Annotated in this window: 29 protein-coding genes and 1 tRNA gene; 20 read left to right on the top strand and 10 right to left on the bottom strand. The window is 64.0% G+C overall.

All coding sequences use genetic code 11. The features are described 5' to 3' along the window. The 12 genes from ACODR8_RS13765 to queE all read left to right on the top strand — a co-directional run. Window positions 1–275: EscU/YscU/HrcU family type III secretion system export apparatus switch protein (locus ACODR8_RS13765; protein ID WP_489007769.1), on the top strand; the 275-nt coding region annotated here is incomplete at its 5' end. Window positions 276–283: 8 nt separating this feature from the next. Continuing rightward, entirely contained in the window at window positions 284–547 is a 264-nt protein-coding gene (locus ACODR8_RS13760) for a glycosyltransferase 87 family protein (protein WP_489007768.1), read from the top strand. Continuing rightward, on the top strand, window positions 517–1,083 hold the full coding sequence (locus ACODR8_RS13755; RefSeq protein WP_489007767.1) for a glycosyltransferase 87 family protein: 567 nt from the start codon (window positions 517–519) through the stop codon (window positions 1,081–1,083). The genes ACODR8_RS13760 and ACODR8_RS13755 overlap by 31 nt, the downstream gene beginning before the upstream one ends. 33 nt (window positions 1,084–1,116) lie before the next feature. After that, on the top strand, window positions 1,117–1,578 hold the full coding sequence (locus tag ACODR8_RS13750; RefSeq protein WP_489007766.1) for a hypothetical protein: 462 nt from the start codon (window positions 1,117–1,119) through the stop codon (window positions 1,576–1,578). A gap of 79 nt (window positions 1,579–1,657) precedes the next feature. Continuing rightward, window positions 1,658–3,061 carry a flagellar filament capping protein FliD gene (gene fliD, locus ACODR8_RS13745; protein WP_489007765.1) on the top strand — a complete coding sequence of 468 codons (1,404 nt, stop codon included), beginning with the start codon at window positions 1,658–1,660 and terminating at the stop codon, window positions 3,059–3,061. A gap of 17 nt (window positions 3,062–3,078) precedes the next feature. Continuing rightward, on the top strand, window positions 3,079–3,474 hold the full coding sequence (locus ACODR8_RS13740) for a flagellar export chaperone FliS (protein WP_489007764.1): 396 nt from the start codon (window positions 3,079–3,081) through the stop codon (window positions 3,472–3,474). A gap of 162 nt (window positions 3,475–3,636) precedes the next feature. Beyond that, a complete protein-coding gene (locus tag ACODR8_RS13735) occupies window positions 3,637–4,833 on the top strand; it encodes an aspartate aminotransferase family protein (protein WP_489007763.1) in 1,197 nt (398 codons plus the stop codon). A 199-nt stretch (window positions 4,834–5,032) separates the two neighbouring features. Next, window positions 5,033–5,959, top strand: coding sequence for an ornithine carbamoyltransferase (argF, locus tag ACODR8_RS13730; RefSeq protein ID WP_489007762.1), 927 nt, complete (start codon window positions 5,033–5,035; stop codon window positions 5,957–5,959). A 193-nt stretch (window positions 5,960–6,152) separates the two neighbouring features. Continuing rightward, the gene (gene hslO, locus ACODR8_RS13725; protein WP_489007772.1) at window positions 6,153–7,055 is read left to right on the top strand and encodes an Hsp33 family molecular chaperone HslO; all 903 of its coding nucleotides are present in this window, start codon (window positions 6,153–6,155) and stop codon (window positions 7,053–7,055) included. Between the two features lie 146 nt (window positions 7,056–7,201). Then, entirely contained in the window at window positions 7,202–7,606 is a 405-nt protein-coding gene (locus ACODR8_RS13720) for a DUF3617 domain-containing protein (protein WP_489007761.1), read from the top strand. A gap of 46 nt (window positions 7,607–7,652) precedes the next feature. Then, window positions 7,653–8,345: a 7-cyano-7-deazaguanine synthase QueC gene (queC, locus tag ACODR8_RS13715; protein ID WP_489007760.1), complete on the top strand. Its 693-nt coding sequence runs from the start codon at window positions 7,653–7,655 to the stop codon at window positions 8,343–8,345. Between the two features lie 13 nt (window positions 8,346–8,358). Continuing rightward, on the top strand, window positions 8,359–9,006 hold the full coding sequence (queE, locus tag ACODR8_RS13710) for a 7-carboxy-7-deazaguanine synthase (protein ID WP_489007759.1): 648 nt from the start codon (window positions 8,359–8,361) through the stop codon (window positions 9,004–9,006). A 7-nt stretch (window positions 9,007–9,013) separates the two neighbouring features. On the opposite strand, the gene ACODR8_RS13705 is transcribed toward queE, so the two are convergent. The 3 genes from ACODR8_RS13705 to lipB form a co-directional block, all read right to left on the bottom strand. After that, window positions 9,014–9,709 carry a hypothetical protein gene (locus ACODR8_RS13705; RefSeq protein ID WP_489007758.1) on the bottom strand — a complete coding sequence of 232 codons (696 nt, stop codon included), beginning with the start codon at window positions 9,707–9,709 and terminating at the stop codon, window positions 9,014–9,016. 74 nt (window positions 9,710–9,783) lie between these two features. Then, a complete protein-coding gene (locus ACODR8_RS13700) occupies window positions 9,784–10,062 on the bottom strand; it encodes a hypothetical protein (protein WP_489007757.1) in 279 nt (92 codons plus the stop codon). 49 nt (window positions 10,063–10,111) lie between these two features. Beyond that, window positions 10,112–10,807, bottom strand: coding sequence for a lipoyl(octanoyl) transferase LipB (gene lipB / locus ACODR8_RS13695; protein WP_489007756.1), 696 nt, complete (start codon window positions 10,805–10,807; stop codon window positions 10,112–10,114). A gap of 80 nt (window positions 10,808–10,887) precedes the next feature. On the opposite strand from lipB, the gene ACODR8_RS13690 reads away from it, so the two are divergent. Beyond that, a complete protein-coding gene (locus ACODR8_RS13690) occupies window positions 10,888–11,682 on the top strand; it encodes a DUF7847 domain-containing protein (protein WP_489007755.1) in 795 nt (264 codons plus the stop codon). On the opposite strand, the gene ACODR8_RS13685 is transcribed toward ACODR8_RS13690, so the two are convergent. The 3 genes from ACODR8_RS13685 to ACODR8_RS13675 are packed head-to-tail and all read right to left on the bottom strand — an operon-like array spanning window position 11,664 to window position 13,637. Continuing rightward, window positions 11,664–12,263 (bottom strand): GNAT family N-acetyltransferase, encoded by a 600-nt coding sequence (locus ACODR8_RS13685; protein ID WP_489007754.1) that lies wholly within the window; start codon window positions 12,261–12,263, stop codon window positions 11,664–11,666. The two genes, ACODR8_RS13690 and ACODR8_RS13685, sit on opposite strands and share 19 nt — an antisense overlap. A 4-nt stretch (window positions 12,264–12,267) precedes the next feature. Further along, entirely contained in the window at window positions 12,268–13,170 is a 903-nt protein-coding gene (gene hemF / locus ACODR8_RS13680; RefSeq protein WP_489007753.1) for an oxygen-dependent coproporphyrinogen oxidase, read from the bottom strand. Continuing rightward, entirely contained in the window at window positions 13,167–13,637 is a 471-nt protein-coding gene (locus ACODR8_RS13675) for a tRNA (cytidine(34)-2'-O)-methyltransferase (protein WP_489007771.1), read from the bottom strand. The genes hemF and ACODR8_RS13675 overlap by 4 nt, the downstream gene beginning before the upstream one ends. Window positions 13,638–13,833: 196 nt before the next feature. On the opposite strand from ACODR8_RS13675, the gene petA reads away from it, so the two are divergent. The 5 genes from petA to ACODR8_RS13650 all read left to right on the top strand — a co-directional run bounded on the left by petA (window position 13,834) and on the right by ACODR8_RS13650 (window position 17,730). Next, on the top strand, window positions 13,834–14,400 hold the full coding sequence (gene petA / locus ACODR8_RS13670) for a ubiquinol-cytochrome c reductase iron-sulfur subunit (RefSeq protein ID WP_006957600.1): 567 nt from the start codon (window positions 13,834–13,836) through the stop codon (window positions 14,398–14,400). Between the two features lie 11 nt (window positions 14,401–14,411). Then, the gene (locus ACODR8_RS13665) at window positions 14,412–15,704 is read left to right on the top strand and encodes a cytochrome b (protein ID WP_119749072.1); all 1,293 of its coding nucleotides are present in this window, start codon (window positions 14,412–14,414) and stop codon (window positions 15,702–15,704) included. Between the two features lie 15 nt (window positions 15,705–15,719). Then, entirely contained in the window at window positions 15,720–16,589 is an 870-nt protein-coding gene (locus ACODR8_RS13660; RefSeq protein ID WP_489007752.1) for a cytochrome c1, read from the top strand. A gap of 78 nt (window positions 16,590–16,667) precedes the next feature. Next, window positions 16,668–17,201, top strand: coding sequence for an adenine phosphoribosyltransferase (locus tag ACODR8_RS13655; RefSeq protein ID WP_489007751.1), 534 nt, complete (start codon window positions 16,668–16,670; stop codon window positions 17,199–17,201). Then, window positions 17,191–17,730, top strand: coding sequence for a P-loop nucleotide/nucleoside kinase family protein (locus ACODR8_RS13650; RefSeq protein ID WP_489007750.1), 540 nt, complete (start codon window positions 17,191–17,193; stop codon window positions 17,728–17,730). The genes ACODR8_RS13655 and ACODR8_RS13650 overlap by 11 nt, the downstream gene beginning before the upstream one ends. On the opposite strand, the gene ACODR8_RS13645 is transcribed toward ACODR8_RS13650, so the two are convergent. Continuing rightward, entirely contained in the window at window positions 17,725–18,363 is a 639-nt protein-coding gene (locus ACODR8_RS13645; RefSeq protein WP_489007749.1) for a 5'-methylthioadenosine/S-adenosylhomocysteine nucleosidase, read from the bottom strand. The two genes, ACODR8_RS13650 and ACODR8_RS13645, sit on opposite strands and share 6 nt — an antisense overlap. A gap of 64 nt (window positions 18,364–18,427) precedes the next feature. Further along, window positions 18,428–18,502, bottom strand: a tRNA-Val gene (locus ACODR8_RS13640). 128 nt (window positions 18,503–18,630) lie between these two features. Here ACODR8_RS13640 and ACODR8_RS13635 point away from each other — a divergent pair. Continuing rightward, on the top strand, window positions 18,631–19,962 hold the full coding sequence (locus tag ACODR8_RS13635) for a dicarboxylate/amino acid:cation symporter (RefSeq protein ID WP_489007748.1): 1,332 nt from the start codon (window positions 18,631–18,633) through the stop codon (window positions 19,960–19,962). A gap of 10 nt (window positions 19,963–19,972) precedes the next feature. Here the strand turns inward: ACODR8_RS13635 and cpdR are convergent, their stop codons facing one another. Further along, window positions 19,973–20,350, bottom strand: coding sequence for a cell cycle two-component system response regulator CpdR (cpdR, locus tag ACODR8_RS13630; protein ID WP_017182848.1), 378 nt, complete (start codon window positions 20,348–20,350; stop codon window positions 19,973–19,975). A gap of 142 nt (window positions 20,351–20,492) precedes the next feature. On the opposite strand from cpdR, the gene ACODR8_RS13625 reads away from it, so the two are divergent. Then, complete coding sequence (locus ACODR8_RS13625) at window positions 20,493–21,386, top strand: N-formylglutamate amidohydrolase (RefSeq protein ID WP_489007747.1); 894 nt, start codon at window positions 20,493–20,495, stop codon at window positions 21,384–21,386. Window positions 21,387–21,389: 3 nt separating this feature from the next. Here ACODR8_RS13625 and ACODR8_RS13620 read toward each other — a convergent pair whose 3' ends face one another. Beyond that, complete coding sequence (locus ACODR8_RS13620) at window positions 21,390–23,237, bottom strand: acyltransferase family protein (RefSeq protein WP_489007746.1); 1,848 nt, start codon at window positions 23,235–23,237, stop codon at window positions 21,390–21,392. Window positions 23,238–23,684: the final 447 nt, after the last annotated feature.

Below are 23,684 nucleotides of genomic sequence, written 5' to 3'. Positions count from 1 at the left end.
TCGTGGTCGCGCGCGGCATCGACGCGATCGCCGCCGCCATTCGCGAACTGGCCGACCAGAACGGCGTGACCGTCCTGCAATATCCCGAACTCGCCCGCGCCATCTATTTTACCTCGCGCGCCGGACAGATCGTCAATGAAGGCCTCTATATGGCGGTTGCGACCGTGCTGGCCTTCGTATTCCGGGTCGAAAACCGCATGGCAAGCGAGATGGACCGCCCGTTCATCACCGTCCCCGATGACCTGCGTTTCGACGCCGACGGCAAGAAAAGATAATGACCGTCATGGACAGGCTCCGCCTGCTGTGGATCGGCGCTGGCCTGATGCTGCTGATCTTCGTCCCGACCTATCTCGTCGCGCTCGACCCTGTGGTCGGCGCTGGCTATCCAGGCCAGCTCTGGTCCTATCCTCCGGTTGCGCTGCTCATCGCCGCGCCCTTCGGCCTGCTCCCCTATCTTCCCGCGCTCCTGCTGTGGACTTTGTGCGGCATTGTCGGCTTCACTGTCGCGTTACGCCTGTGGACCCGTCGGCCACCCTGTCCAGCCTGACGCTGGCGGCGCTGGTCGCGCTGATCTGGGGCATCGACATCTGGCAGGTCTACGTCTCCGCCGGGATCGCCAACCAGTCGCTGGTGCTGAGCGATCCCGATCATCTCGCCGGGCCGTTCATGCCCACTCTGTTCATGAACCTGCGCGTTATCGGCGTCCCCGTCCCCGTCGCCACTGCGCTCCAGATGGCGCTAGCGCTGATCGCCGCCCTGCTGGTCTGGCACCGCTTCCGTCAGCGCCCCGCGCCCGACGACCTGCGCGCCAATCTCCTGTTCCTCGCCTGCGCCGTCTCGGCCACTCCCTATATGCTCTCCTATGACACGCTGGCGCTTGCCACCATGGCGGTGCTGGCGCTGGCCGCGGGGCAGGGGCTGATCGGTCCTTTGCTCGCCTTTTTCCTGCCCCTGCTTCAGATCGTCGCGGGCATGGTCGGCGTGCCGGGACCGGGCCTTATCCCCATCCTCCTCGCGCTCCATCTGTCGCGCGCGCAAAAAAACCGACTTGGTGAACTAAAGTTTAGCCGCTTTTGTCCGTAATCTCTTCATGGGGACGCATTATGATGGTGCGTCATGAGCGACTATGGTTCACGCAGCGAAGTATCGCCGATAGACAGGGCCGCATCGCGTGCGCTGTCCACGGTGCAGGCCGTCCCGCCTGCATCGTCGGGTCGATCGGATCGCGAAGCGCCCGGCGCGCGTAGCGCCGCGCCGCAGATCGACCGTGCGTCGATCGACGAAGATGTCGCCAGCGCTGCCGAATATGCCAAGGTCCATGTCGAAATTGCCGACATATTGGCCGACCTGCGATCGGCCACCAATCCGCCCAGCGTCGAAGCCGCCGCCGGCGCCATCCAGGCGATGATGCCGGTGCCGATCATCCTGGTGCCTCTGCCGCCTGCCAGCAAGGAAGCGGTCGAACATGCCGCCGTCATCGCCCGGCGCATGGTCGAAAAGGCCGCCTATGCCCATCTCGCCCAGGGTTCGCCCGGTCGTGGCACGGTTGACCAGTTGCTCGCCTCCGCCAACGGATAATCCGCGCGGGTCATCCCGCGAAAATCATTCCTAAAGGTCTTGCCGCTAGCGCCGTTCTTTCCTCTGAAAGGACGGCGCAATGGCATCGGTCACCTCCAGTATCACTACCGCGCTTGGCATCGGATCGGGCATCGACACCAAGTCGCTCGTTTCCAGCCTGGTTGCCGCCACGCGCGATCCCAAGGAAAAGGTGATCACCGATCGCCAGAGCCTGAACAGCGCGCGGATTTCCGCGCTGGCGTCGGCCTCCAGCTCGCTTGATACTTTTGCCGATGCGCTGACCACCCTCTTGTCCGGCACCGGCTATGCGGGCACGCCTGCGTCCAACGACACCAGCATCGCCTCGGTCAGCCTTCTGCCCGGCGGCGTGCCCAAGGGATTGCCCGCGCAGCTGGAAGTGCAGCAACTCGCGTCCGCCCGCACCCTGGCCTCGACCCCGGTGTCGGGCGCGACGGCGGCCAGCACGGTCGGAGAGGGTGAATTGACCCTGACGGTTGGCGGTTCGACCGCCGCCATCACCATCACGGCCTCCAACAACAGCTATACCGGCCTTGCCGCTGCCATCAACGCATCGGGGCTGGGCGTCACCGCATCGGTCGTCACCGATGTGCAGGGGACGCGGCTGGTGATGAAAGGCGCGACCGGCGCTGCCAATGATTTCTCGCTGACATCGGTCAGCGGCGTCGATCTTGCCGCCTTCGCCTGGGCTGGCACCGACAGCGCGACCATGGTGTCGAAGGCCAGCCCGCAAAATGCGATCATCAAGCTTGATGGTGTGGAGCAGCATTATGCCACCAACACCATCGACACCGCGATCGCCAGTCTGCGGATCGACCTCAACAAGGCCGCGCCTGGTACCACCGTCACGCTGGCGACGACCGAGCCGACCACGTCGATGCGCGACCTGATGGTCGAATTTGTCGATGCCTATAATACGCTGGTCAAGGCGCTGAACACGGCAACGGCCACCGGAGCAGACTCCTCGTCCGCAGGTGTGTTGAACGGCGAAGCGTCGATCCGCGACATGCGCCGCCAGCTCTCGGCAATGACCTCCACCGCGCTGTCCGCCACCGGCACCTACAAGACGCTGTCCGACATTGGCGTGGCCACCAATCGCGACGGCACGCTCAAGCTTGATACCGACACGCTGGACAAGGCCATCGCGGCCGATCCTTCCGCGATTACGCAATTGCTGAACCCCACGGTCGCGTCGGCGACCAATCCGGGTCTGGCAGGGCTGATGGACAGTGTCAGAGACAAGATCCAGCTCAAGGATGGCGCATTTGTGCAGTCCCAGGCCAAATATAAGGCTTTGGCCGAAACGCTGACGCAGCAGCTGGAAAAGCTCGACACGCAAATGGCGAGCTACGAAGCGCAGCTGACCAGCGTCTATTCCAAGATGGAAACGCGGCTCACCGCACTCAAGGCGACGCAGAGCTATCTCGATCAGCAGATTGAAATCTGGAACAACAGCGACAATTAATCGGGGACGCCAAGACGATGTTCTACAATCAGGGTTATGCAGGCAACACGGCGGCACGGCGCTATGCGGCGGTCCATTCGGGCAGCCGGACCGAAGGCGCGACCCCGCATGCACTGGTCAAGATCCTCTTCGACGAACTGCTGATCGCGATGGACGCGGCGGCGCTGGCCGAACGCCAGGGCGACCGGATGAAAGTGTCCGACAAGCAGGCGCGCGCCATGTCGATCCTCTTCGCGCTCGAATCGAGCCTCGACTTCGACAAGGGCGGCGACATTTCCGTGGGCCTCGCGCAAATCTATCGCGAAGCGCGCCGCCTGCTGCTGGTAGGGGCCAAGGAACGGTCGGCAGAGCCCGTCGATCAGGCGCGCGAACTGGTCGCGGAAATCGCCGACGCCTGGAACCAGATCGGGTAAGGCCACAGCTACCCGAATGGCCTGTGTTGCGGGGTTGCACCCCCAACATGGCGTCTGTATAGGCGATGCTCGCAAAGGGCGGCCCGGCGGGGGCCGCCTTTTTGCGTTGTACCACCAGTCCTTCGTGCAAGGACGCGCATCAAGCCCAGAAAGGGAAGGCTCATGTCGATTACGCCGCTCATGCCCGTTTACCCCCGGTGCGATGTTCGTCCGGTGCGAGGCGAGGGGTGCCATCTGATCGGCGAGCGCGGTGAGCGCTATCTCGACTTTGCCAGCGGTATCGCGGTGAACCTGCTGGGTCATGGCCATCCCAAGCTGGTGAAGGCGATTGCCGATCAGGCAGCGACCCTGATGCATGTGTCCAACCTCTACGGAATGCCGCTGGGCGAAAAATTCGCGCAAAAGCTGGTCGACACGACCTTTGCCGACACCGTGTTCTTCACCAATTCGGGCGCCGAAGCGGTAGAGTGCGCGATCAAGACCGCGCGCCGCTATCATTATGTGAATGGGCAGCCGCACCGGCACAAGATCATCAGCTTCGACAACGCCTTTCACGGGCGGACGCTGGGGACGATTTCGGCCACCAGCCAGCCCAAGATGCGTGACGGGTTCGAACCGTTGCTGCCCGGATTTACCGTGGTGCCGTTCAACGATCTCGACGCCGCGCTGGCCGCGATCGACGACAACACCGCCGGTTTCCTGCTGGAGCCGGTGCAGGGCGAAGGCGGCGTGACACCCGCCACCCACGCATTCCTGACCGGTCTGCGCAAGGCGTGCGACGAGCATGGCCTGCTGCTCATCCTCGATGAGGTCCAGTGCGGCTATGCCCGTACCGGCACCTTCTTTGCGCATGAACAATTTGGCATCACGCCCGATATCATGGCCGTCGCCAAGGGCATTGGCGCAGGCTTCCCGCTGGGTGCGTGCCTGGCGACCGAGGAAGCGGCCAAGGGCATGGTGTTCGGCACCCATGGCACCACCTATGGCGGCAATCCGCTCGCCATGGCGGCGGGTCTGGCCGTGCTGGAAGAAGTCATGTCCGACGGGTTCATGGATCATGTGAAGGCGATCGGCGCGCGCCTGCGCGCTGCGCTGGAACAGCTGATCCCCAACCATGACGGCCTGTTCCAGGACGTGCGCGGCATGGGGCTGATGCTGGGCGTGAAGCTCAACGACAATGTCGAGGCGCGCAGCTTCGTCGCTCATCTGCGCGACCATCATGGCCTGCTGACCGTGTCGGCGGGGCAGAATGTCGTCCGAATCCTGCCGCCGCTGGTGATTGACGAAAGCCATATCGCCGAATGTATCGAAAAGCTGTCCGCCGGCGCGCGCAGCTATGCGGAGGCCCAGGCGGCCTGAACTTATATTCACCCCGTTCGTGCTGAGTAGGGGCTGAGCTTGTCGAAGTTAAACAGGTCGGACCATCCCCCGGATGGTCCTGAACATGCCGGGGGCATGTTCACCTGTTTAAGTATCGAAGCATCCTTCGATACGCCATTTCGACTTCGCTCAATGGCTACTCAGGACGAACGGTGGTTGGAAGCGGAGAAAACTTCCAATGACCAGACATTTCCTGAACCTGTCCGACGCAGGCGGTGACGCCATCGCCGCGATGATTGCCGACGCCATCGACCGCAAGGCTGCACGGGCCAGCTGGCCCAAGGGCCGCGTCGACGCTGACGCGCCACTCGCGGGTCACACGCTGGCGATGATCTTCGAGAAAAACTCGACCCGCACCCGCGTCTCCTTCGACATGGCGATCCGCCAGCTCGGCGGCACCTCACTGATCCTCGACGGCGCGACCAGCCAGCTGGGCCGGGGCGAGACGGTGGCGGACACCGCCCGCGTGCTGAGCCGCATGTGCGACGCGATCATGATCCGCACCGACGATCATGCCAAGATCGAGGAGATGGCCCATTACGCCACCGTTCCGGTCATCAACGGCCTGACCGACCTGTCGCATCCCTGCCAGATCGTCGCGGACCTGTTGACCGTGGTGGAACATGGGCTGGCGCTTCCCGGCAGCCAATGGGCTTGGCTGGGCGATGGCAACAACGTCCTCCATTCGATCATCGAGGCGGCGGGCCTGTTGAAGTTCGACGTCCGCATCGGCGTGCCGCAGGGCTATGATCCCGACCCCGCCTTCGCGGCTGCGGCGGAAAAACGGGGCGCACGCATTACCCTGACCCGCGATCCGGTCGCCGCGGTGGCGGGCGCCGACGTCGTCGTCACCGACACCTGGATTTCGATGGGCCAGTCCCATGCGGAAGAAAAACTGGCGGCGATGATGCCCTATCAGGTCACGCCCGCGCTGATGGCCGCGGCCAGGCCACAGGCCAAATTCCTCCACTGCTTGCCCGCCCATCGTGGCGAGGAGGTCGTCGCCGAGGTTATCGACGGTCCCCAGTCACTGATCTGGGACGAGGCCGAAAACCGCATCCATGGCCAGAAGTCGGTCCTGCTCTGGGCGCTTGGAAAGCTTTAGAGCCGCCCTATATCCAAAAATCCCCCTCCCGCTTGCGGGAGGGGTTAGGGGAGGGCATGTCCGTCCCGTTGATTGACAGACCCTCCCCCGATTTGGGTGAACAGCGCCCCGCGCTGTTCAGATGAAGCCGGGGGCTTGATCGTTCCCAAATCACCCTCTCGCAATCGGGAGGGGAGAAAGCAGCTTAGTGACGATGCCTCCCCCTATCGACCACGCCATCGGCTTCACCATCCCGTCGCGTCATGCGCGCGGGCGAATCGTGCGGCTGGGTCCGGTGCTGGATCAGGTATTGGCCGCCCACGCTTACCCCCCGCCGATCGAGCGGTTGCTGGCGTCCGCGCTGGTGCTGGCGGCGCTGCTGGGCAGCACGCTCAAACAGGCGGGCGGCCAGCTGACGCTGCAGGCGCAGACCGAAAATGGTGTCGTCCGGCTGCTGGTCGCGGACTATAAAAATGGCGAGCTGCGCGGCTATGCCAAGTTCGATGCCGACCGGCTGGCCGAGCTTGGTCCTGATCCCACGCTGTTCGGCCTGTTCGGCAAGGGCTATCTGGCGATAACCTTCGACCAGTCCGTCACCGGCGAACGCTATCAGGGCATCGTCCCGCTGGATGGCGAAACGCTGGCCGATGCGGCGGAGCAATATTTCTTCCAGTCCGAACAAATCCCCAGCATCATCCGCATGGGCACCCGTCATGATGCCGGGCAGGGCTGCATTGCCGGGGGAATGCTGATCCAGCATCTGCCCGAAGGCGAAGTAGGGCGGGAGCGGCTGCATGTCCGCCACGATCACCCGGAATGGGAGCATATCCAGGCGCTGGGCATCACGCTGGGCAAGGCGGAACTGACCGATGAGACGCTGCCGCTGACCGACATCGTCTGGCGCCTGTTCCATGAGGAACCGGAAGTGCGCGTTACTGATCCGTCGCCACTGGCCAAGGGGTGCCGCTGCGATATCGCCCATATTCGTGATGTCATCGGCCGCTTCCCGGCGGAGGAGCGGATCGACATGGCGGACAGCGACGGCATTATCGGCGTCGATTGCGCCTTTTGCTCGCGCATCTTCCCGCTGGCGCTCGACAGTTTCACGACCCATTGAGCGCAATCATTTCGCTAACGATATTTGTAATTTGGGCAAGGCCGTCCGTTCGCGCTATCAAAATGCCGTAATTGCGCGTCATGCGTCGGGTGACTGGATTGCGGCTCACCCGGCGCGCGACCCATGGCGGGACACAGGTTAGGATCATGGCAAGTAACGGACTGCGGACGCTGGCCGTCGCGGCAGCGATGATGATGGCGAGTTGGGCCGGGGCAGCGCATGTCCCGACGCTCGCGGCCCTGCGCCCGCTGCAAACCGGGCAATGGGAATTGCACGAACGCGGCGATGGCGGGGAAATACGCAAGCTGTGCGTCACCGACCTGCGCCAGTTGCTCCAGATTCGCCATGGCCGCACGCTGTGCCGCAGCTTCGTCGTCAGCGACGCCGCCACCATGGCGACCGTCACTTATGATTGCGCGGCGGCGGGCAATGGCCGCACTGACCTGCGCGTCGAAACCCCCCGGCTGGTCCAGATCAATTCGCAGGGGATTGCCGATGGCGCGCCCTTTGCCTTTGCGATGGAAGCCCGGCGCATAGGTGCCTGCCAATAAGCGCACCATGCTTGCACTGGCGCGTCGCGGGCGGTAGCGCGGGGCCATGGGTGCCAATGAAGGAAAATTCGCCGTCGTCCTGCTATCGGGCGGCCTTGATTCGATGGTCGCGGGCGGTCTGGCGCGTGAGGCTGGCTATCATCTGCTGGCCCTGTCGATCGACTATAACCAGCGTCATCGCGTCGAACTGCGCGCGGCCGGGCGGGTGGCGCAGGCGCTTAATGCCATGCGCCATATCGTCCTTCCGCTCGACCTGACCGCCTTTGGCGGATCGGCGCTGACCGCCGATATCGCCGTGCCGAAGGGTGGGGTGGGCGACGATATTCCCGTCACCTATGTGCCCGCCCGCAACACCATCTTCCTGTCGCTGACGCTGGGGTTGGCCGAAGTGGCGGGGGCCAGGGACATTTTCATCGGCGTCAACGCGCTCGATTATTCGGGCTATCCCGATTGCCGCCCCGAATTTATCGACGCCTTCCAGACCATGGCTGCCCTCGCCACCAAGGCGGGGGTGGAGGGTCACCCGATTCGCATCAACGCCCCGCTGCAACATATGAGCAAGGCGGACATTGTGCGGGAGGCGCATCGGCTGGGGCTGGATGCCGGGGTTAGCTGGTCCTGCTATGACCCAACCCCCGACGGCAAGCATTGCGGCCTGTGCGACAGCTGCCGCCTGCGGTCGAAGGGGTTTGAGGAAGCGGGCCTGCCCGACCCCACCATCTACGCCACTCGGCCCTGAACGGCGGCCGACGATGAGCTATGCCGTCAAGGAAATGTTCCTGACCCTTCAGGGAGAAGGGGTGCAGGCTGGGCGGCGCGCCGTATTCCTGCGCTTTGCCGGCTGCAACCTGTGGAGCGGGCGCGAACAGGACCGGGCGCAGGCGATCTGCAGCTTTTGCGACACTGATTTCGTCGGGACAGATGGCGATGGCGGCGGCAAATTCGCCGATGCCGACGCGCTCGCGGATGCTGCGCTGGCCTTCTGGGGCGAGGGTGAGCCGGGCCGCTATATCGTCCTGACCGGCGGAGAGCCGATGTTGCAGGTCGACGATGCGCTGGTCGATGCGCTCCACGCCCGCGGCTTCACCATCGCGATCGAAAGCAACGGCACGCTGCCGGTCCATCCCGGAATCGACTGGATCTGCATCAGCCCCAAGGCGGGCAGCCAGGTCGTGCAGCGCGAAGGCCATGAGTTGAAGCTGGTCTGGCCCCAGCCCGGCGACGGTCACTCGCTCGCCGACGTCGCGGCAATGGAGCAATGGGCCTTTGCCCATCATCTGCTCCAGCCGCTCGATGACCCCCATGCGCAGGACAATGCCCGCGCCGCGATCGCGCTGGTCATGGACCGCCCGCGATGGCGCCTGACGGTGCAGGCCCATAAATATCTGGGCCTGCGGTAACGCCGCTCTAAGGCTGCGTCACGCCAGTCTGCGCATTCCATTGCTGCTGGCAAGCGGGCAACAGGACGCCCTTCTTCCAGCATTGGGGAGAGAAGGAGGGCATAGCGACCCGATAGTCATAGCCCGGCGATCCATAATATTGCTCGCCAGCGACCACGAGCGACTTTTTGATCGAGGCAAGGCCGTTGCGCGCCACTTCGTGCAGCGTGCCGCGATCGGCGAAGATCGCCTGCCGCCCGACGACCGTGGCCGCCTGGCAAAAGCCCTTTTGCGCCTGCACCGTCGAATAACCCGAATAGATGCGCGTGCCATATTGGTCGGACGCGGCCTGCCCCGGCCGTCCCTTGCCCACGGTGCGCTGGAAATAGCCCAGCAGCACCGTTTGCGCCGAATCAAGCTCCGCATCATGATGGGCGATCATCGCGTTATAATTGCTGATCGCCAGCAGGGTCGGCTCGAACTGGCATTGCAGCGCGGCGATATTGAGCGCGGCGCGCAGATTCCACACCAGCCCGGCCTTGATTTCGGCGGCATTGGCGCCTGGTAGGCCCATCGCCGTCGCGGCGGCCGCATCGGTCAGCGGCGGGGCGGACAGGTCGGGCGGCGACCAGAAAAATTGTGCGGCGGCAGGCTGCGCCATCATTGGCGCGATGGCCAGCGCCATACCCGCAAGGATAGGGCGCAACGGGGAACGGAAGCTCATGAAACGATACTCTCCAACGGGACGGTATATGTCCCCCTCATATTCTCTCAATCAACTCTATCAGACCTGAACCGTTACTGATCGGCCAGAACCTCGGCATCCTCACCCTGCGCCTTTTCGGCAGCGGGCTTGACCACCGCAGCGCCCGCATTGTCGGCGGCATTGCCGCTCGGCAGCGCGACCGCCGTGCCTTCGCTCTGCACCCCGTCCAGATCGGTCATGGCGTCGGTCGCGGTGCCATCCACCACTTCCATATCCTTCATCTCGACCTTGTTGCCGCCCTTGTCGGCACTGCCACAGGCGGCAAGCGCGAACAGCATGGCGAAAGCTACGGTCATTGCGTTGCGGCGCATCCGGGTCTCCTTCAGGCCCGGCAGCCTCCGCCCGGCGAAAGGCCAGACCCTAGCGGTCCGTTCCACATTGCTCAACCCCCGTGCCGCATCGACCCAAGCGATTGAGAAAAGCAGGGAAATGCGCGTGCAGCGCACCGTCCAGCGCGGCCATGGAGGCCGTGCCGCCCAGCGCCGCGATGCTGGTGACCGGATATTCGCTGATCCCGCACGGCACGATGCCGGTAAAATGGGTGAGGTCAGGATCGACATTGATCGAAAAGCCATGGAGCGTGACCCAGCGCCGCACCCGGATGCCCAGCGCGCCGATCTTCGCCTCCCGCCCCTGCGCGTCGTCGGTCCAGATGCCGATCCGCCCTTCCGCCCGCCGCGCGGCAACGCCCAGATCGCCCAGTGCCGCGATCATCCAGCCTTCCAGATGATGGACGAAATTGCGGACATCCTTGCCGCGTTTGCCCAGGTCGATGTTGAGATAGCCGATCCGCTGTCCCGGCCCATGATAGGTATAGCGCCCGCCGCGCCCAGCATCATACACGGGAAAGCGCGGGTCGATCAGTTCTGCGGGATCGGAGCTGGTCCCGGCGGTGTAGAGCGGCGGATGCTCGATCAGCCAGACCCGCTCGCCCGCTTCACCCGCATGGATCGCCGCCGCCCGCGCCTCCATCTCTGCCAGCGCCTCCGGGTAAGCTACCGGCGCGGCATCCACGCGCCATTCGACGTCAGCGGGAAAGGGAGGAGTTTGGCTCATGACGCTTCCTTGACTTGGGCCGGGCGAGCGATCAAGTCTCCACCCGATTTTACGCAGCTATCAGGCAGGCAATTCAAGATATGGCGACGATGTCGATCGGCAAGGCATGGGAGGAGGCAGTGGCCTTCGTCGCCCGCGAAGCCACGCTGCTTTTTCCCGTTGCGCTGCTGTTCGTGGCGCTGCCGGGCCTGATCCTTCAGGAAATGACCCCGCCGGAACTGGCCGCCTGGTCACTTGCGCCCACCGCATCGACCATGCCAGCGGTTCCGGCCAGCTATTGGCTGGGGCTGATAGTGGCGGTCCTCCTCGTCTGGTTCGGGTCGCTCACTTTGTTTGCGCTGGCCCTGCGTCCTGGCATCAGCGTCGGCGAAGCGCTGCGCCTCAGCTTCCACCGCCTGCCCGTGCTGATCGGCACGGCCTTGGCCGTCATCGGCGTGCTGATGGTGGTGGTTCTGGCCGTCGTGATCGTGATGGTCCTGTTGTCGCTCGTGTCGAAGGCGCTGGCGGCGGGGCTCGCCGTTCTGCTTGGATTCGCGGTCGCCGGGGTGGCGCTGTTTGCGAGTATCCGCCTGATGCTGCTGAACCCAGTGGTGATCGATGGCAGTTCGGGCGTCATGCCCTCATTGCGGCAGGCCTGGGCGCTCACCCGCGGCCATTTCTGGCGGTTGCTGGCCTTCATCCTGATCATCACCATTTTGTCGGCGATCACCAGCGCGGCGGCGCAGGCGATATTCGGCCTGCTCGGCAGTGTGATTGGCGGCGCTGATGTCGCGCGGCTGGCTGGCAGCGTTGCGGGGGCTGCCATCTCGACGGTGTTGCAGGTCTATATGCTCGTCATGATCGCCCGCCTCTATCGTCAAGCGTCGGCGGCCTGATCCAGCAGCGGCACATGCGGCGCACAGTCGCGCGGTAAAATCCCGGCCAGGCGCGGGTCGGCAAAAGTCTCGATCTCGCGCCTGGTCGGCACAAACCCGGCCTTGATGTAAAATCCCAGCGCCGCCGGACTATCGAGCGTGCAGGTGTGGACCCAGAATCGCTCCACCCCCTTGCGCCACGCCAGCGCCTTGGCCTGCGCCATCAGCCATTGGCCATGCCCCTTGCCGTTCAATTGCGGCACCAGCCCGAAAAAGCCCAGTTCGCAGTCAGGCATCGCCCGGAAATCCAGTTCCAACAGCCCAACCTCTATCCCGCGCGGATTGGTGACCGCGTAAATCTCCACCATCGGATCATGGATGATCGTAGCGAGCGATTCGTCGCTCATCACCAGCCGCGAAAACCACAGCCATGGCTCGCCCACCCGGCGGAACAGTGCGCGATAGGTGTCGAGTTTCGGCGCCTTCCACCGCACCAGTTGCAGCGGCGCAGGCGGGATCGGCGCGGGGCGGGGACGCGCCCGCATCTCCAAATGGGTGACGACCGCCGCCACCATCCCCGGTTCGACCGGAATCAGCGCCACGACTTCAACTCCAGCTGGCCATCGGCGGCAGGCTCATCAGGATCGCGTCGATATTGCCCCCGGTCTTGAGGCCGAACAGCGTCCCCCGGTCATGCACCAGATTGAATTCGGCATAGCGACCGCGCCATTCCAGCATCTGTGCATAGTCCGCCTCGCTCCAAGCGTCGCCCATGCGCCGCCGCACGATCGGCGGATAGGCGTCCAGAAACGCATCGCCCACCGCGCGGGTAAAGGCGAAATTCGCGTCGAACCCTGCATCGTCGGCACATTCGAGATGATCGTAGAAAATCCCGCCGACCCCGCGATGCACGCCGCGATGGGGGATGTAGAAATACTCGTCCGCCCAGGCCTTGAAGCGCGGATAATGGTCCGCGTCATGCGCGTCGCAGGCGCTTTTCAGCACATCATGGAAATAGTCGGTATCTTCCTCGCGCGGCAAGGGCGGGTTCAGGTCCGCGCCGCCGCCGAACCAGCTTTTGGTCGTGACCAGATAGCGCGTATTCATATGCACGGCGGGGACATGCGGATTGGCCATATGCGCGACCAGGCTGATGCCAGTGGCGAAGAAGGCGGGATTTTCGTCCGCGCCATGGATGGTCTGCGCGAATCCGGGGGCAAATTCGCCGCCGACGGTGGAGACATTGACCCCGACCTTCTCGAATATCTTGCCCTTCATCACGCCGCGAACGCCGCCGCCGCCTTCGCCCGGTGCCTGCCCCTCGGCCTCCCTGTCCCAATGGGTATAGGCAAAGCTGGCATCGCTGCCCGCCTCCCGCTCGATCGCCTCGAACGCGGCGCAGATTCGGTCGCGCAGCGATTCGAACCAGGCGCGCGCGGCCTGCTGCCGGGAATCGAGGGCAAAGGGAACGGTTGGCACGGGAGCTGGGGTTATTGGGGCAGGGGTCATTGCGGGAACTTTCCGGTCTGGCGCAGGGCTTCGGCGACGGCGATGCCCGTGGAAACGGCGATGTTCAAGGATCGAAACCCCTCCGCCATGGGGATGCGGATGCGAATATCGGCGATATCGCGCACATCGACCGGCACGCCCGCGCTTTCCGATCCCATCAACAACACATCGTCGGCGCGGAATTCGACGTCGGGCAGGCGCTGGGACGCATGGGCGCTCATCAGCAGCAGACGGCGGCCCTGCGCCCGCCGTTCCGCGTCGAACGCCGCGAAATTGGCGTGGCGCGTGACATCGGCCGACGCGCCATAATCCATGGCGGCGCGCTTGAGGCGGGCGTCGGAGAAGGCGAATCCGGTCGGCATGATGATGTCCACCGGCACGGCGAAACAGGCCGCCAGACGCAGGATCGCGCCGACATTGCCCGCTATTTCGGGTTGGTAAAGGGCTATACGCATGACCCGCGCCATAATGCAGCGCGGCAAATTGTCATAGGGTGCGTGACTTTGCTGTTGGCAAAGAGCGCGCACTGAGGTTATCAGGCCCGCGAACCACGCCGGGGGGAAGGCGGGGCCATTTCGCATGGCTATCCGAATTCCTTGACATAAAGGTGCCGGCAACGGCGCTGCGGCGGGATCAGGGACGTTCTTGCAAGGGTTAAGGTGCATGGCGATCGTTGAACATACAGACAGCACGGGTCTATCCGGCGATGATGGGGTGCGTCGTCGCGATTTCATCAACATCGCTGCGGTGAGTTTTGCAGGAGTCGGCGCTGTTGCCGTCGTCCTGCCGTTGATCGACCAGATGAACCCCAGCGCCGACGTGCTGGCGCTCGCATCGACCGAAGTCGATCTTTCGGCGATCCAGCCGGGTCAGGCGATCAAGACCACCTTCCGCAGCCAGCCGCTCTTCGTGCGCCAGCTGACGGAAAAGGAAATCGCCGAAGCCGACAAGGTGGACGCCTCCACGCTGCGCGATCCGCAGACGCTGGAAGAGCGCACCGTCGACGGCAAGAAGCAGTGGCTGGTGACCATGGGTGTCTGCACCCATCTGGGCTGCGTGCCGCTGGGCGCGGGCGAAGGTGAGAATAAGGGCGAATATGGCGGCTATTTCTGCCCATGCCATGGTTCGTCCTACGACACCGCTGCGCGCATCCGCAAAGGCCCCGCGCCCAAGAACCTGGAAGTGCCGAAGTTCAGCTTCACTTCCGACACCGCCATTCTCGTAGGCTGAGGTAAGAAACGATGAGCTTTCCCTGGGCTGAGCAATATACGCCGAAAAATCCGGTGATGGTGTGGATCGACGAGAAGCTGCCGCTTCCGCGTCTCGCCTATAACGCTGTGGGTGCGGGCTATCCCGTGCCGCGCAACCTCAACTATTTCTGGAACTTCGGCGTATTGGCCGGTCTGGCGCTGATGATCCAGATCGTCACCGGCGTGATCATGGCGATGCATTATGGCGCGAACGATCTCGTCGCGTTCAGCACCGTCGAACAGACGATGCGCGACGTGAATGCGGGCTGGCTGATGCGCTACGCCCACGCCAACGGCGCCAGCTTCTTCTTCATCGTCGTCTATCTCCACATCTTCCGCGGCCTCTATTTCGGCTCCTACAAGGCGCCCCGCGAAATGGTGTGGCTGCTCGGCCTCGTCATCTTCCTGCTGATGATGGCGACCGCCTTCATGGGCTATGTCCTCCCCTGGGGCCAGATGTCCTACTGGGGTGCGAAGGTGATCACCGGCCTGTTCGGCGCGATCCCCGTGGTTGGCGAACCGATCCAGACCTGGCTGCTGGGCGGTTTTGCCCCCGGCAACGCCTCGCTCAACCGCTTCTTCTCGCTCCACTTCCTGCTGCCCTTCGTGATTGCCGGTGTCATCATCCTGCACATCTGGGCGCTGCATATTCCGGGCTCCTCGAACCCGACCGGCGTGGAAGTGAAGGGACCGCAGGACACTGTACCCTTCCACCCTTATTACACCGCCAAGGATGGCTTCGGCGCGGGCGTGTTCCTGATCGCCTTCTGCGCGCTGCTGTTCTTCGCCCCCAACTTCCTGGGCCACCCGGATAACTATATCGAGGCGAACCCGCTCTCGACCCCCGCGCACATCGTGCCGGAATGGTATTTCTGGCCCTTCTACGCCATCCTGCGCGCCTTCACCGTGGACTTCTTCTTCGTCCCCGCAAAGCTTTTGGGCGTGCTGGCGATGTTCGCATCGATCCTGCTGCTCTTCTTCCTGCCCTGGCTCGACACCTCGCCGGTGCGGTCGGGCAAATATCGGCCGACCTTCAACAAATTCTTCTGGATCCTCGTCATCGACGTGCTGATCCTGGGCTGGTTGGGCGGCGCGCCGGCAGAAGAGCCGTTCGTGATGATGAGCCAGGTCGCGGCGGCCTATTATTTCGCCCACTTCCTGATCATCCTTCCGCTGATCTCGCGCTTTGAAAAGCCGCTGCCGCTGCCCGGCTCGATCACTGAGGCCGTGCTGGCAAAATATGGCAAGACCGACGGCGCAACCGTCGCGGTCCCGGCCGAATAAGGGGTAGATAAGACCATGGTTCGCATTGGCGCATTCCTCGTCGGCCTCTTCTTTGCAGGCTGGCTGTTCATCTCCTTCCTGATCGGTGCGGTGGCTTATGTCTCCGAACCGCCAGTACCGACCGTGGAAAAGGCTTTCCACAAGTTGCCCAAGCATGTGGCCTATTCGTTCGACGGGCCGCTGGGTCATTATGACAAGCAGCAGCTGCAGCGCGGCTTCCAGGTATTCAAGGAAGTCTGCTCGGCCTGCCACAGCCTGAAGTTCGTGGCGTTCCGCGATCTCGAAGCGCTTGGCTATAACGAAGCCGAAGTGAAGGCGATCGCCAAGCAGTGGGCGATCAAGACCCCGTCGGTCGATCCAGCTACGGGTGAAGCCTCCACGCGCGAACCTGTGCCGTCGGATTATTTCCCCAAGCCCTTCGCGAACAATGTCGCGGCGGCGGCGGCGAACAACAACGCGATCCCGCCAGACCTGTCGCTGATGACCAAGGCTCGCCATCATGGCAGCGCCTATGTCTATTCGCTGCTGACCGGCTACACGAGTCAGGCAGGCTATAAAAACGACAAGGGCATGGAAATTCTCAAGGAATTCCCGGACGCCAAGACGCCGGAGGGGCTGCACTTCAACCCCTATTTCGCCAACCTGAACCTCGCCATGGCGCCGCCGCTGACGGCGGACGGTCAGGTGACCTATGGCGACGGCACGAAGCCGACGGTCGACCAGATGGCGCAGGACGTCGCGGCCTTCCTGACCTGGACCGCCGAACCCAAGCTGGAAAACCGCCACCGTGCGGGCCTGGCGACGCTGATCTTCCTGCTGATCGCCACGGGCCTGGCCTATATGTCCTACCAGAATATCTGGGCGGACAAGAAAAAGGCCGCCTGACCGGCACGTCCGACAGGACAAGCATAGCAAAGGGCGCGGTTTCTTGAGGAAGCCGCGCCCTTTCTCTATAGGGACGCCATGACCAGCGACCTGACCGACCTCATCCGCACCATCCCCGACTTTCCCAAGCCGGGCATCCAGTTTCGCGACATCACGACGCTGCTGGCCGACGGGGAAGGGCTGCGCGACCTGACCGCACGGCTGGCCGATATCGCCCGGCCACTCGACCCGGACCTGATCGTCGGTATCGAGGCGCGGGGCTTCATCCTGGGCGCGGCACTGGCGCTTGCGCTGGGCAAAGGCTTCGTGCCGGTGCGCAAGAAGGGCAAGCTGCCCGGCAAGACCGTCGGCATCGACTATGTTCTGGAATATGGCACCGACCGGCTGGAACTGCATGAGGGCCAGGTGCCGCAGGGCGCGCGCGTGCTGCTGGTCGACGATCTGATCGCCACTGGCGGCACGGCGCTGGCCGCGGCGCAATTGTTGCGCGAACAGGGGGCCAGCGTCCTGATGGCGCTGTTTGCGATCGACCTGCCCGATCTCGGCGGCATGGCGGCGCTGGAAGCGGACGGCATCGTCGCACAGGCGGTCATGACGTTCGATGGCCATTGAGACGACCCCGACCCTGGTCTTTCTCTATGGCCCCGCAGCGGCCGGCAAGCTGACGATTGCGCGGATCGTTGCTGACCGCACCGGCCTTGCGCTGTTTCACAACCATCTGGTCGTGGACGCGGTCGCGGCCCTCTTTCCGTTCGGATCGCCGGAGTTTGTGCGGCTACGGGAACGATTCTGGATAGAGGCGATGGTAGCCGCCATTGATGCGGGGCGTTCGTTGATCTTTACCTTTGCGCCCGAACCCAGCGTTGCCCCGGATTTCCCGCAGCGCCTGCGAACGCTGGTGGAGGCGGCAGGCGGGGAAATGCGCTTCATCGCGCTAACCGTTGCCGCTGATGTGCAGGACGCGCGGATTGCCGATCCGGGCCGCGCTGCATTTGGCAAGTTGCGCTCGCTCGACCTGCTGCACACCATTCGCGCCGATTGCGATCGCTGCATGGCCGCCATGCCAGCGCCGTCACTGACCCTCGACACCGGCCTGATGTCGCCCGAACAAGCTGCCGAGCGTATTGTCGCCCTGCTATAGGTTGCGGCCCGCGTGCGAACGCAGCGCCGTCTCCAGTCCGTCCACCGCAACCGCCAGCCGTTCGTCCAGCAGGCCCAGCAACGCCGTCCAGCCATGGATATGCGCCAGCTCGCCCGGCCCGTCGGAAATGCCGCGCAGCCCCATCAGCGGCACGCCATAACGGGCGCAGGCGCGGGCCACCGCGAAAGTCTCCATATCCACCATGTCGGCGTCGATCGCGGCATAGTCATCGCCGCCCACGATATTGGCACCGGTCGACAGTCGCGCGGTCGGCAACGTCAATGGCGTCACCAGCGGCAGATCGACCGGATGATCGACGAAGGGCGTCACCCCCTTCACGAACCCCAGTCGCGACGCATCCATGTCGCGCCAGGACACGCTGGCGACCTGCACCACCTCGCCCAGCCCACACATGCGCGATCCTGCCGAACCCAGGCACACGACCAGATCGGGCAGGGCATCCGCCCGCGCCATGTCGTGCAGCGCTATGCCGGTCGCCAGTGCCGCCTCGATCGGACCCACGCCCGTCATCAGCGGCGCGAATCGGGCGCGCAACTGCGGCCCATATTCCGCCTCCGCCGCCATCACGAACAACAGGCGCTGGTTCGAAATCGTCTCGCAAACCGGGATCATCTGGTCCTCCGCCTGTGACAAAAGAGAAAGCCCGCCACCTGAAAACAGGCGACGGGCTTTGTCATGGTGGGCGTAGCAAGGATTGAACTTGCGACCCCTGCGATGTCAACACAGTGCTCTACCACTGAGCTATACGCCCACGGGAGTTGGGCCAATAGCCGGGGGACTGGACCTGCGCAAGCGGGAAATTGCAGGGGTGCGACATTCTTCTGGACAGCGCGGGGACGGCCCATATGTTGCGGTGCAAACAGGGGGACGCTAAGACATATGCTGCCATCGCCATCCTCGCCGATCCAGACGACGCTGCGTCTGCCATGGTATCGCCAGCTCTATGTCCAGGTGCTGATCGCGATCGCGCTGGGCGTGGCGATCGGCCATTTCTTCCCCGATATGGGTGTGCAGCTAAAGCCGCTGGGCGACGCCTTCATCAAACTGGTGAAGATGATCATCGCCCCGGTCATTTTCCTGACCATCGTCACCGGCATTGCCGGGATGAAGGAGCTGGGCGCGATCGGCAGGGTCGCGGCCAAGGCGTTCGCCTATTTCCTGACCTTTTCGACGCTCGCGCTCATTGTCGGGCTGATCGTCGCCAATCTGGTGCAGCCGGGCGCAGGTCTCAATATCGATCCGGCCAGCCTTGACGCGGGCAAGGTCGCCGACTTCGCACACAAGGCGCATGAAACCACGCTCACCGGCTTCCTGATGAGTATCATCCCTTCGACCATGGTGTCGGCGGTCGCGGACGGCAATATCCTGCAAGTCCTGTTCGTCGCCATATTGTTCGGCATTGCGCTCACCATGATCGGCGACAAGGCTGCGCCGCTGATGGCGGTCCTCGAATCGGCCAGCCATGCGGTGTTCAAGCTGGTCGCCTTCCTGATGAAGGCGGCGCCGGTCGGGGCGTTCGGGGCGATGGCCTTCACCATTGGCGAATATGGCGTTGGCACGCTTGCCAATCTGGCCGGGCTGGTCGCGACCTTCTACCTGACCTCGCTGCTGTTCGTGCTGGTGGTGCTGGGCACCGTCGCCCGGCTGGCGGGCTTCAACATCCTGCACCTCATCCGCTATCTCAAGGCCGAATTGCTGCTCGTGCTGGGGACATCCTCCTCCGAAGCGGCGCTGCCCAGCCTGATCGAGAAGATGGAGCGGGCCGGGTGCCGCAAGTCGGTGGTCGGGTTGGTCGTGCCGACCGGCTACAGCTTCAATTTGGACGGCACCAATATCTATATGACGCTGGCGGCCCTGTTCATCGCGCAGGCGTGCAATGTCGACCTGACCCTGCAACAGCAGGTCTTGCTGCTGCTGGTGGCGATGATCTCGTCCAAGGGGGCGGCGGGCGTGACCGGCGCGGGCTTCATCACGCTGGCAGCGACGCTGTCGATCGTCCCTTCGGTGCCGGTGGCGGGCATGGCGCTGATATTGGGCGTCGATCGCTTCATGAGCGAGGTCCGCGCGCTCACCAACTTCGTTGGCAATGCCGTGGCGACCGTGGTTGTATCGGCCTGGGAGAAAGGGCTGGACCGCGAGCGGTTCGCCGCCGCCATGGCCGGCATCCCGCTCAACCCCACGCCCGATATGGAGGAAGTGATCGAGGATTGAGGGGCGGGGTTCAGTTCAGCCCGGTCAGGCTCTCGCTGCCGAACATCCGTTCGACCTCCAGCACCAGATCGCGCAGGTGGAACGGCTTGGACAGCACCTTGGCCTGCGGCACCGCTTTCCCGGCTTTCAGCGTCACGGCGGCAAAACCGGTGATGAACATGATCCGCATGTCCGGGGCGACGGACGCGGCGTGCTGCGCCAGTTCGATCCCGTCCATTTCGGGCATCACAATATCGGTCAGCAACAGGTCGAACCGGTCCGACGCGATATGGGGCAGGGCTTCCGTGCCGGTCGCCACGGCCACGACCTCATAGCCGGACCGTTCCAGCGCGCGCGCCAGATAGACCCGCATACTCTCATCATCTTCGGCCAGTAATATGCGAACCATTGCGCCAGCTACTCTTGTTGCCGTTTCCGGCTTGTCCCCCATGCCCCCGTCAGGGTGGCGTCCCTGACCGATATATGCGACAAGGTGTAAATATTATCCAGCCGAGTAACCATTTTTGGGCAAGCTGGTGAAAGGAGCCTCGTTGGATCGTCCCGCGCCGCATCCTCCCGCCCGGACTGAGGCGGGTTTCGACCGATTTGGCTCCGCCATTCCTGACCGACCCATCATCCTTTCAGTGCCCCATGCCGGGCGCGAATATCCGTCCGAACTGCTGGCGCAGGCACGGGTGCGGCGGCAACAATTGCAGCGGCTGGAGGATCGCTGGGCCGACCTGCTGGTCCATCCGCTGATCGTGCAGGGCTTTACCGTGGTCGTTGCCAGCGCCCCGCGTGCGCTGATCGACCTCAATCGCCATGAGCGTGAAATCGACCCTGCCATGCTGGTCGGCGTGCCGCGCGATGCCGCGCTTCAGAGCAGCGTAAAGCTGCGCGGCGGACTGGGCCTTATCCCACGCCGCATGGTCGGCGCGCATGAATTATGGCACAAGCCGGTGGCCTGGAGCGAGGCGCAACGCCGGATCGAAACGATCCACCGGCCCTATCATGCCGAACTGGCCCGGTTGATGACGGCGGCGCGTGACGCCCATGGTCATGCGATCCTGATCGACCTCCATTCCATGCCACCTTTGCCGCCACCTGCCGCCGGGCAGGCCGCGCCGAGCATCGTGCTGGGCGATCGTTTCGGACGCAGCGCCTCCACCCGGCTGATGACGCTGGCAGCCGATGTCGCCGCTGGCCATGGTATCGTCGCGGCGCAAAATCATCCCTATGCGGGCGACCATCTGATCGAACGCCATGGTCGGCCTGCGAGCGGGCTGCACGCGATTCAGATAGAGGTGGATCGCAGCCTTTATCTGGATGACGCGCTGGACCAGCCGGGACCGGGGCTGGCCCGGATGCAGGGGATCGTCACGGCGATCGCCCAAGCGCTGGCGAACGAGTTGCCGCGCGCGAATTATGCGATGGCCGCTGAATAGGGTTCAGCCGCCGCGTGCAATCACCAGCCGCGCGCCCGCTACGCTCAGATGGTGCGAATCGAAGTAGAGCGGCTTGCCGTCGCGCTCGATCGCGCAGTGCCGGGCATCGCACAGCGCCGCGACCGGATCGATCAGCCGGACGCCGCGCGCCTGCCATCGCGTAAATAGCGCGCGCAAATGGACGGTGCGTCCGTCCACCCAGGATCGCGCCACACCCTCCGCCTGTGCCAGTTGCCCCGCGCGCGCCAGATGGGCGAGGCGGCGCGGCACGTCGAAGGGCTGCGGCGGCACCGGGCCGATCAGCACGACCTCCCGCCCCTCCGCCCGGATCGCGGCGATGGTGCGGTCCAGTTTGGCGACAAAGGCCGGATCGTCAAAATCACCATTGGCCCAGAAGGCCGCCAGATAGACGCGGCGGATGGCCGGATCGGCGCGCAACGCCGCAAAGGCGGCGCGATTGGCCGCCGCGCAGCGCGCATCCTTGGGCGCATCATAGCCCAGCACCGGCGGGCAGCTCGACGTCGTGCGCTGCACCAGCGCCCGCCCTTGCGCCTTCGCCTCCAGCGCCAGCGCATAGGCGAGTTCCACCCCATGGCTGTCGCCCCACAGCATCGCATCGGGCGGGGCCGCAGCGCCCAGCACGCAGGTGCGCGCGCCGCGGGCTAATATGTCGTGGCAGCGTTTGCGCTCCGGGCTGATGTCGTTACGTCCCGCCGCCTGCGCCAGCACCGTCGGCGCAAATCGCGACGGCCATGGTCCCGCCGCCAGCAGGGCCAGCGACAGGCCGCACAGCAGAGCCATCGTCGCGCCGGTGAAGCGAAAGATCGTCCGCGCCGGCATCGCCTGCGAATCGCGAAACGGGCGTTCGACAAAGCGCCAGGACAGGATCGCCGCGATGAGCGACCCGGCGATCACCGCCACGCACGTCCAGCCCGCCACCGCCATGTCGGTCGCATATTCGGTGAACACGATGACCGGCCAGTGCCACAGATAGAGCGAGTAGGAGACAAGCCCCACGCCCACAAGCGGCGGCCAGCCGAGCAACCGCCCGGCGCTGGTCCCCGGCGCGCTATGGATCAGCGCAGCCGCGCCCAGTACCGGGGCGAGGGCGGCGATGCCGGGAAACAAAGTGTCGCGATCATAGCATGCCACCGCCAGAGCAATCGCGGCGATCCCGCCCCATGCCACCCCCTCGCGCAACCAGCGGACCCGCAACGCTGGCACAGCCCCCAGCGCCAATAAAGCCCCGGCAAATAACTCCCACGCGCGGGTCGGCAGCAGGTAGAAAGCGAACCCGCTGGTATCGCGCTGCATCGCGATCGACAGCAGCAGCGATCCTGCCGCGATGGCCATTACCACCCCCGTGCGCCAGCGCGGGAAGAAGCGGGCTATCGCCATCAGCAGGATCGGGAAGCCGATATAATATTGTTCCTCCACCGCCAGCGACCATGTGTGGAGCAGCGGCTTGACGTCCGCGCCCCCCGCAAAATAGCCGGTGTCGGTGAAGAACCACAGGTTGGACGCAAACAGGGTCGCGGCCAGCGCCGATCGCGGCACCCCCTCCAGGTCGCCGGGCAGATAGAGCAAGGCGCTTAGGCCCAGCACCACCAGGATCATCAGCCCCAGTGCCGGGACGATCCGCCGGAAGCGCCGCTCGTAGAAGCGCGCCAGCGAGAAGCGGCCTTCATCGACTTCGCGGGCGATGATGCCGGTGATCAGATAGCCCGATATGACGAAAAAAATGTCGACGCCGACATAACCGCCGCCAAAGCCCGGCACATGGGCATGGAATAGCAGGACTGGCAGAATCGCCAAGGCTCGCAGTCCGTCAATGTCGCGGCGATAATGCATTGGCCCCCGCTTAGGGACAAAGCCCTGACATTTGCTTTACCCGCGACTCGATTCGGCCTGCGGATGGTTAAAGTGTCGGCAAGCGATTGCAGTTTGTGCAATCGCGCTTCCACCCTTCGCATTTGCGAAAAATATCGCCAGCGGACAAAAGAACTGTGCCTTTCAGGCATCCTCTCCTAAACTTTTTGGGCTGGTCTGCGGATCAGCCCTTTTTTTTGGCGCCGGCTTGGGCTAGGCCGACTGGGCTACAGCCGCGCCATATAACATGTTTCTGGAGAGGGGCCGCCGGTAAGACCGGCAAGGCGAGGCCATAGCAAGGGGGATCGAGCGACACTTCGCTCTCCCCCACTTTCTCTACCCAAATCGCAATCGATCTGCTTTGCACTGTTCCTGGTCCTCCCCTTTAAGGGCAGGGCTATCGCATATGACTTTCAGTTATCCTTTCAC

The sequence above is a fragment of the Sphingobium sp. FG58 genome (genome assembly GCF_057809055.1).
The sequence above is the reverse complement of the archived record's forward strand: the minus strand, read 5'-3'. Positions and strand labels throughout refer to the sequence as shown.